This window comes from Mycobacterium sp., assembly GCF_035314905.1.
Classification (GTDB): domain Bacteria; phylum Actinomycetota; class Actinomycetes; order Mycobacteriales; family Mycobacteriaceae; genus Mycobacterium.
In genome coordinates, this window is the sequence record NZ_DATFYW010000191.1 from 1 (window position 1) to 7,584 (window position 7,584).

A 7,584-nucleotide genomic window follows, 5' to 3' on the forward strand; every position below is an offset into this window, starting at 1 on the left:
CCTCGGCGGATGGGACACGGTGGATCCGCAGTTGTTCGACAAGGACAACGGAAGCATCACGAAGATCTACAAGCAGGCCACCGGATGACAGCTGCGCTAGAACCGAATCCCGAGGCGATCAGGCCCGAGCTCGCCGAACCCGAACTTCAACGCCCGCCGGGCGGCCGCACCGGCGCCACCTCGCTTCGCCTGGGGGTGGCCACGCTGTGGCTGTCGGTCATTGTGCTGCTGCCGCTGGCGGCGATCGTCTGGCAGTCGGCGAAGGGCGGCTGGTCGGCGTTCGTCGCGGCGGTGACGTCGCCATCGGCGATCGAGTCGTTCCGTGTCACACTGACGATCTCGGCCGCGGTGACGCTGATCAACCTGGTCTTCGGGTTGCTGGTGGCGTGGGTCCTGGTCCGTGACGACTTCCCGGGGAAGCGGCTCGTCGATGCGGTGATCGACCTGCCGTTCGCGCTGCCGACGATCGTGGCCAGCGTGGTGCTGCTGGCGCTCTACGGTCCCTACAGCCCGGTGGACATCCACCTGCAGCACACGCCGTACGGCGTCGGGGCCGCGTTGCTGTTCGTCACGTTGCCGTTCGTGGTGCGGGCCGTGCAGCCGGTGCTGCTGGAGGTCGACCGCGAGGCCGAGCAGGCGGCGGCGTCGCTGGGCGCGGGCAACCGGAGCATCTTCACCACGATCATCCTGCCCGCGATCACCCCGGCGCTGCTGTCCGGCGCCGGGCTGGCGTTCTCGCGGGCCATCGGGGAATTCGGTTCGGTGGTGCTGATCGGCGGGGCGGTCCCCGGCAGGACCGAGGTGTCCTCGCAGTGGATCCGCACGCTGATCGAAAACGACGACCGCACCGGTGCGGCCGCCATCTCCATTGTGCTGCTGGCGATCTCGTTCGTCGTGTTGTTCATCCTGCGGGCCGTGGGGTCGCGGACCGCCAAGCGCGAGGAGCTGGCCGGGTGACGTTGTCGCCGCTGGCCCGCTACCTGGCGAGGTATGCGGCGCTGCTGTACGTCGGGGTGCTGGTGATCGTGCCCGTGGCGCTGATCCTGTGGCGGTCGTTCGCGTCGGGGCTCGGCCAGTTCTTCGCCCAGATCAGCACCCCCGCCGCGGTATCGGCGCTGCAGCTGTCGCTGCTGGTGGTCGCGATCGTGGTGCCGCTCAACGTGTTGTTCGGCGTCCCGACCGCGCTGGTGTTGGCCCGCAACAGGTTCCGCGGCAAGGGCGCGCTGCAGGCCGTCATCGACCTGCCGTTCGCGGTGTCGCCGGTGATCGTGGGCGTCGCGCTGATCGTGCTGTGGGGATCGGCGGGGTTGTTCGGCTTCGTCGAGCGCGACCTCGGCTTCAAGATCATCTTCGGGCTGCCCGGGATCGTGCTGGCCAGTATCTTCGTGACGTTGCCGTTCGTGATCCGCGAGGTCGAGCCCGTGCTGCACGAGATCGGCAACGACCAGGAGGAGGCCGCGGCCACGCTGGGTTCCACGTGGTGGCAGACGTTCTGGCGGATCACGTTGCCGTCGATCCGCTGGGGGCTGACCTACGGCGTGGTGCTGACCGTGGCGCGCACATTGGGCGAGTACGGCGCGGTGATCATGGTGTCGTCGAACTTGCCCGGCAAGTCCCAGACGTTGACGCTGTTGGTGTCGGACCGCTACAGCCGTGGCGCCGAATACGGCGCGTACGCGGTCTCTACGCTGTTGATGACGGTCGCGGTGCTCGTGCTCGTCGTCCAGGTGATCCTCGACGCGCGGCGGGGACGCGCGAAAGCCTAGGCCGGACAGGGAGCTTGTGAGATGACCGACGCGATCACGCTGCGTGGTGTGAACAAACGCTACGGCGAGTTCGCCGCGCTCGACGACATCGACTTCACGGTCCCGTCGGGGTCGCTGACCGCGCTTCTGGGGCCGAGCGGATCCGGCAAGTCCACGCTGCTGCGCGCGATCGCGGGCCTCGACGTGCCCGACACCGGCACGATCACGATCGACGGGCGTGACGTGACGCATGTGCCGCCGCAGCGTCGCGGCATCGGTTTCGTGTTTCAGCACTACGCGGCGTTCAAGCACCTGACGGTGCGCGACAACGTCGCGTTCGGCCTGAAGATCCGCAAGCGGCCGAAGGCGGAGATCAGCGAGAAGGTCGACAACCTGCTCGAGACCGTGGGGCTCAGCGGCTTTCAGACCCGCTACCCCGCCCAGCTGTCGGGCGGGCAGCGTCAGCGCATGGCGCTGGCGCGCGCGCTGGCGGTTGACCCGCAGGTGCTGCTGCTCGACGAGCCGTTCGGCGCGCTGGACGCCAAGGTGCGCGAAGACCTGCGGGCGTGGCTGCGGCGCCTGCACGACGAGGTGCATGTGACGACGGTGCTGGTCACCCACGACCAGGCCGAGGCGCTGGACGTCTCCGACCGGATCGCGGTGCTCAACAGGGGCCGCATCGAGCAGGTCGGTTCGGCGACGCAGGTGTACGACAGCCCCGCCAACGGGTTTGTGATGTCGTTCCTGGGCGCGGTGTCCTCGCTCAACGGCATCCTGGTACGCCCCCACGACATTCGCGTGGGCCGCAATCCGGAGATGGCGATCGCGGCCGGTGACGGAACAGCGGAGTCCACCGGCGTGACCCGCGCCACCATCGACCGCATCGTGTACCTCGGGTTCGAGGTCCGCGTCGAGTTGACCAGCGCGCCGACCGGCGCCCCGTTCACCGCGCAGATCACCCGCGGCGACGCCGAGGCGCTGGGGCTGAAGGAGGGCGACACCGTGTACGTGCGCGCGACCCGGGTGCCGCCCATCGGCGGCGAAGCGCAGGTGCCGCAAGCCGTTCTAAGCGGCGGCTAGGCCGGCGACCGCGTCGTCGAACCGGTCCAGCACGGTGGCCGCGACCAGCGGGTGCGCGCCGAGCGGCGGCGCCATCGGTAGGCCGTTGTCCCGGGCGTAGCCGGCGACGCGGTCGGTCAGCCGTCCCGGGGCCAAAAACCACGGCGCGATCACCAACTGCGTTGCGCCGCGGCGGCGGAGGGTCCGCGCGGCCTCGTCGAGGGTCGGGCGTGGACCGGTCGCGAACGCGGTCAGCGCGCCGGCCCACCGTGTTCCGGCGGCCGCCGCCGGTGCCACCGCGGCGGTGCGGGCGTTGACCATGTCCCACGACGAGCCGACCGCGACGACGATCACGCCCACCCTCCGGTCGCACCGCGACACGCCGAGGCCGCACACCCGTTCCCGCAGCACCGCCACCAGCCGCGGATCCTCGCCCAGCACACCGGCCTGGCGCACCCGATCCGGGGCCGACTGCGCGATCAATCCGGGGATGTCGACCCGGGCGTGGTAGGCGTCGGCCAGCAGCAGCGGCGCCACGACGGCGCCGGTGCCCGCGCCGGCCAGCACGTCGCGCAGGTCCGGCTCCGAGCGCTCACAGAAGCCGACGCGCACGGCCAGCCCCGGCCGCAGCCGGCCGATCTCGTCGGCGACGGCGTGCGCGGTGGCCGGTGAACGCGGGTCGGCGCTGCCGTGCGCGGCGAGCACGAGGGTGCTCACGATGAATGCAGCCCGCATTCGGTCTTCGACAGGCCCTGCCAGCGCCCGCTGCGGGGGTCGGCGCCGGGTGCCGGCTTCGCGGTGCACGGTGCGCAGCCGATCGACGGATAGCCCGCCTCGACGAGCGGATTCACCAGCACGCCGTTGGCGTCGATGTAGGCCTGCATGTCGTCGTCGGTCCACGCGGCCAGCGGGTTGATCTTCACCAGCCCGAACGCCTCGTCGAAGCTGATCAGCGCGGCGTTGGCACGCGTCGGCGCCTCCACCCGGCGCAGCCCGGTGACCCAGGCGGAGTAGCCGCGCAGCGCTTTGCCCAGGGGGGCGACCTTCCGCCGCCGGCAGCATTCGCTGGGATCGCGGGCGAACAGGTCCCTGCCCATCAGCTGATCCTGCTGTTCGACCGTGTGTTCGGCGGTGACGTTGACGACGTTGACGTCGTACACCGCGGCGACGGCGTCCCGGGTTCCGATGGTCTCGACGAAGTGGTAGCCGGTGTCCAGAAACAACACGTCGACGCCGGGGCGAACCTTCGAGGCCAGGTCGATCAGCACCGCGTCCTGCATGTTCGACGCCACGACGTAATCGGAGCCGAAGCGCTCGTCGGCCCAGCGCAGCAGGTCGACCGCGCCGGCCCCGTCGAGCTCGGCCGCGCCGCGAGCCGCCAGCTCCCGCAGGTCACTCTCCGTGGTCACGCTCACCGCAAGTCCGCCTCGTCTGCTCGTAGGGCCCACGTCGCGAAACGCTCGCCATCGTTCCTTTGTTTCATGAAGTTGCGCACCACCCGCTCGATGTAGTCGCCGAGCTCGGTGGACAGGACTTTGTGCTGGCGCAACTTTCGGCCGAACCCGCTGTCCAGCCCGAGGCTGCCGCCCAGATGCACCTGGAAGCCCTCGACCGAACCGCCCTGCCCGTCGTCGAGCATCTGCCCCTTGAAGCCGATGTCGGCGACCTGGATTCGCGCGCACGAGTTCGGGCAGCCGTTGATGTTGACCGTGATCGGCACGTCGAGCTGGGAGTTGATGTCCTCCAGCCGGCGCTCCAGCTCGGGCACCAGCACCTGCGAGCGCTTGCGGGTCTCGGCGAACGACAGCTTGCAGAACTCGATGCCGGTGCAGGCCATCAGGTTTCGGCGCCAGTGCGACGGGGTCGACGGCAGCCCCAGCGCGTCCAGGCCCGCGACCAGGCCGTCGACGTGCTCGTCGGGCACGTCGAGAATGATGAGCTTCTGGTACGGGGTGAACCGGATGCGGTCGGAGCCCACCTTGGCGGCCAGGTCGGCGACCTTGGTCAGGATCGTGCCCGACACCCGCCCGGCGATCGGTGCGACGCCGACCGCGTTCTTGCCGTTGCGCAGGCGCTGCACCCCGACGTGGTCGATCGGGTGGATCACCGGCTGCGGTGCGGGCCCGTCGATGAGCCTGCGGCCCAGGTACTCCTCTTCGAGGACCGCGCGGAATTTCTCGACGCCCCAGTCCTTGATCAGGAACTTCAGCCGCGCCTTGGCACGCAGGCGGCGGTAGCCGTAATCCCGGAACACCGAGGTGATGCCCTCCCAGACGTCGGGCACCTCCTCCAGCGGCACCCAGGCGCCCAGCCGCTGCCCCAGCATCGGGTTGGTCGACAGCCCGCCGCCGACCCACACGTCCAGGCCCGGCCCGTGCTCGGGATGCACCACGCCGATGAACGCGACGTCGTTGACCTCGTGGCACACGTCCTGAAGGCCGGAGATCGCGGTCTTGAATTTGCGGGGCAGGTTGGCGTATTCCTTCTTGCCGATGTAGCGGCGCACGATCTCCTCGACCGCCCAACTCGGGTCGAGCACCTCGTCGAGCGACTCGCCGGCCAGCGGTGAACCCAGCACCACCCGCGGGCAGTCGCCGCACGCCTCGGTGGTCTGCAGGCCGACCGTGTCGAGCCGCCGCCAGATCTCCGGCACGTTCTGCACCTCGATCCAGTGCATCTGCAGGTTCTCGCGATCGGAGATGTCGGCGGTGTCGCGGGCGAACTCGGTGGAGATCTCGCCGAGAGTGCGCAGTGCGGCGGTGGACAGCGCGCCGCCGTCGCAGCGCACCCGCATCATGAAATAGCTGGCTTCCAGCAGGTCGATGTTCTCATCGCCGGTCCAGGTGCCGTCGTACCCCTGCTCGCGCTGGGTGTAGAGGCCCCACCAGCGGAAGCGCCCGCGAAGGTCGCTCTTGTCGATGCTGTCGAAGCCGGCGTGCGCGTAGACGCTCTCGATGCGTTCCCGCACGTTCAGCGGGTGATCGTCCTTCTTGTTCTGCTCGTTGGCGTTGAGCGGCTCGCGATAGCCGAGCGCCCACTGGCCTTCGCCGCGGGGCCGCTTCGGCGGTCGGGACTCTGTCATCGGGCGGTCATTTCCTCGTCCGGGCCGGCGTTCGGACCGCGCGCAACCACCGGCGACTGATCCGGCGGCGCAGATCCGGCGGCCAGCTGAAAGTACAGGTGGGCAGGTCTACGACATCAAGGCAGACAGCAGCAGCTGCAAACACGCTTGAAGTCGACGTGCCGCCGCGCGACCAGCGAAACGCGGGTGCGGAAGCTCCGGGCGGTCACGTCGGCCATTCTGCCACGAGCGCCCCCACATGCCCTAACCGGGTCAAATTTGCGCTCACGGCGAGCAAAAGTGCGCCCGGCGCTCTGGGAGACTGGCTCTCGTGACGGTCAGCGCGGCACCCGCGACCCTGCCCGACCCGGCGACGACCCCGGGCCGGCGCTTCGGCGTGTACCTGCACGTCCCGTTCTGCGCGACCCGCTGCGGCTACTGCGACTTCAACACCTACACCCCCGGCGAGCTGGGCGGCGCCGACCCCGACGGCTGGCTGGCCGCCGTGCGGGCCGAGCTGGCGCAGGCCGCCGCCCGCCTGGGCACCGCCCCCGCCGCCGACACGGTGTTCGTCGGCGGCGGCACCCCGTCGCTGCTGGGCGCCCGGCGGCTGGCCGCGGTGCTCGACGCGGTGCGCGACGCGTTCGGGCTGGCCCGCGGCGCGGAGGTCACCACCGAGGCGAACCCGGAGTCGACGTCGCCGGGGCTTTTCGACGCGCTGCGCTGCGCCGGCTACACCCGGCTGTCGCTGGGCATGCAGTCGGTCGCGCCGCGGGTGCTGGCGGTGCTGGACCGGGTGCATTCGCCCGGGCGGGCGGTGGCCGCGGCCTCCGAGGCGATGGCCGCGGGCTTCCGGCACGTGAACCTCGACCTGATCTACGGCACCCCGGGGGAGAGCGACGACGACCTGCGGCGATCGGTCGACGCGGCGCTCGGCGCGGGTGTCGACCATGTGTCGGCCTACGCGCTGGTCGTCGAGGACGGCACCGCGCTGGCCCGCCGCGTGCGCCGCGGCGAGCTCGCCGCGCCCGACGACGACGTGCTGGCGCGCCGCTATGAACTGCTCGACGGGCGGCTCTCGGCGGCCGGCTTCCGCTGGTATGAGGTGTCCAACTGGAGCCGTCCCGGCGGCGAGTGCCGCCACAACCTCGGGTACTGGGACGGCGGCGAATGGTGGGGTGCCGGCCCGGGCGCGCACTCCTATGTCGGCTCGACGCGGTGGTGGAACGTCAAGCACCCCGGCGCGTACGGGCAGCTGCTGGCCGGGAGAACCCTGCCGGTCGCCGATTTCGAGCAGCTCGGCGCCGCCCAGGCGCACACCGAGGACGTCATGCTGCGGCTGCGGCTGCGCCGGGGTCTGCCGTCGGCGGTGCTGACCGACTCCGAACGCCGGCGTGCCGAGGTGTCGATCTCCGACGGCCTGCTCGACCGCGACGGCGACCGGCTTGTGCTCACCGACCGGGGCAGGCTGCTGGCCGACGCGGTGGTGCGCTCCGTCCTCGACTAGGTCTGCGCAAGCACCGCGGCGAGATCCAGCCGCGCGATGCGCTCCGGGTCGGCCAGCACGTCGATGGCCGTGACGGCTCCGGCCGTGACGACGAATCCCATGATCGACACCGGCCGCCCCGCCCGCAGGATGACCGCGCCGGCGGCGCCGTTGACAGCCGCGGGCCGCACGTCGGTGTCGAGGCCGGCATAGGACTTCGCGAGCCGGGCCAC

The 7,584-nt window shown here is 70.7% G+C and carries 9 protein-coding genes and 1 pseudogene; 5 read left to right on the plus strand and 5 right to left on the minus strand.

The features are described 5' to 3' along the window. The 4 genes from VKG81_RS16740 to VKG81_RS16755 all read left to right on the plus strand — a co-directional run. Positions 1-88 (plus strand): hypothetical protein (locus tag VKG81_RS16740; RefSeq protein WP_324397687.1); only part of this gene is annotated, 88 nt, incomplete at its 5' end. Continuing rightward, positions 85-957, plus strand: coding sequence for a sulfate ABC transporter permease subunit CysT (gene cysT, locus VKG81_RS16745; RefSeq protein WP_324397680.1), 873 nt, complete (start codon positions 85-87; stop codon positions 955-957). The genes VKG81_RS16740 and cysT, both read left to right, overlap by 4 nt. After that, positions 954-1,766: a sulfate ABC transporter permease subunit CysW gene (gene cysW, locus VKG81_RS16750; RefSeq protein ID WP_324397681.1), complete on the plus strand. Its 813-nt coding sequence runs from the start codon at positions 954-956 to the stop codon at positions 1,764-1,766. The genes cysT and cysW overlap by 4 nt, the downstream gene beginning before the upstream one ends. A gap of 21 nt (positions 1,767-1,787) precedes the next feature. Then, positions 1,788-2,825 (plus strand): sulfate/molybdate ABC transporter ATP-binding protein, encoded by a 1,038-nt coding sequence (locus VKG81_RS16755; RefSeq protein WP_324397682.1) that lies wholly within the window; start codon positions 1,788-1,790, stop codon positions 2,823-2,825. Here the strand turns inward: VKG81_RS16755 and VKG81_RS16760 are convergent. The 4 genes from VKG81_RS16760 to VKG81_RS21575 form a co-directional block, all read right to left on the minus strand. Then, positions 2,811-3,521: a sirohydrochlorin chelatase gene (locus VKG81_RS16760; protein ID WP_324397683.1), complete on the minus strand. Its 711-nt coding sequence runs from the start codon at positions 3,519-3,521 to the stop codon at positions 2,811-2,813. The genes VKG81_RS16755 and VKG81_RS16760 overlap by 15 nt on opposite strands. Continuing rightward, positions 3,518-4,219 (minus strand): phosphoadenylyl-sulfate reductase, encoded by a 702-nt coding sequence (locus tag VKG81_RS16765; RefSeq protein ID WP_324397684.1) that lies wholly within the window; start codon positions 4,217-4,219, stop codon positions 3,518-3,520. The genes VKG81_RS16760 and VKG81_RS16765 overlap by 4 nt, the downstream gene beginning before the upstream one ends. Beyond that, positions 4,216-5,886 carry a nitrite/sulfite reductase gene (locus VKG81_RS16770; protein ID WP_324397685.1) on the minus strand — a complete coding sequence of 557 codons (1,671 nt, stop codon included), beginning with the start codon at positions 5,884-5,886 and terminating at the stop codon, positions 4,216-4,218. Before VKG81_RS16770 ends, VKG81_RS16765 begins: the two co-directional genes overlap by 4 nt. 116 nt (positions 5,887-6,002) lie before the next feature. Next, on the minus strand, positions 6,003-6,104 hold the full coding sequence (locus tag VKG81_RS21575; protein ID WP_414685306.1) for an Ms4527A family Cys-rich leader peptide: 102 nt from the start codon (positions 6,102-6,104) through the stop codon (positions 6,003-6,005). 92 nt (positions 6,105-6,196) lie between these two features. On the opposite strand from VKG81_RS21575, the gene hemW reads away from it, so the two are divergent. After that, positions 6,197-7,372: a radical SAM family heme chaperone HemW gene (gene hemW / locus VKG81_RS16775; protein WP_324397686.1), complete on the plus strand. Its 1,176-nt coding sequence runs from the start codon at positions 6,197-6,199 to the stop codon at positions 7,370-7,372. Here the strand turns inward: hemW and VKG81_RS16780 are convergent. Beyond that, positions 7,369-7,584, minus strand: a pseudogene (locus tag VKG81_RS16780) (RNA polymerase subunit sigma-70); the annotation flags it as partial. The gene hemW and the pseudogene VKG81_RS16780 sit on opposite strands and share 4 nt — an antisense overlap.

Coding starts and splice junctions, on each gene's coding strand:
- VKG81_RS16755 (WP_324397682.1), top strand. CDS start 1,788: ATGACCGACGCGATCACGCTGCGTGGTGTGAACAAACGCTACGGCGAG.
- cysT (WP_324397680.1), top strand. CDS start 85: ATGACAGCTGCGCTAGAACCGAATCCCGAGGCGATCAGGCCCGAGCTC.
- VKG81_RS21575 (WP_414685306.1), bottom strand. CDS start 6,104: ATGGCCGACGTGACCGCCCGGAGCTTCCGCACCCGCGTTTCGCTGGTC.
- VKG81_RS16770 (WP_324397685.1), bottom strand. CDS start 5,886: ATGACAGAGTCCCGACCGCCGAAGCGGCCCCGCGGCGAAGGCCAGTGG.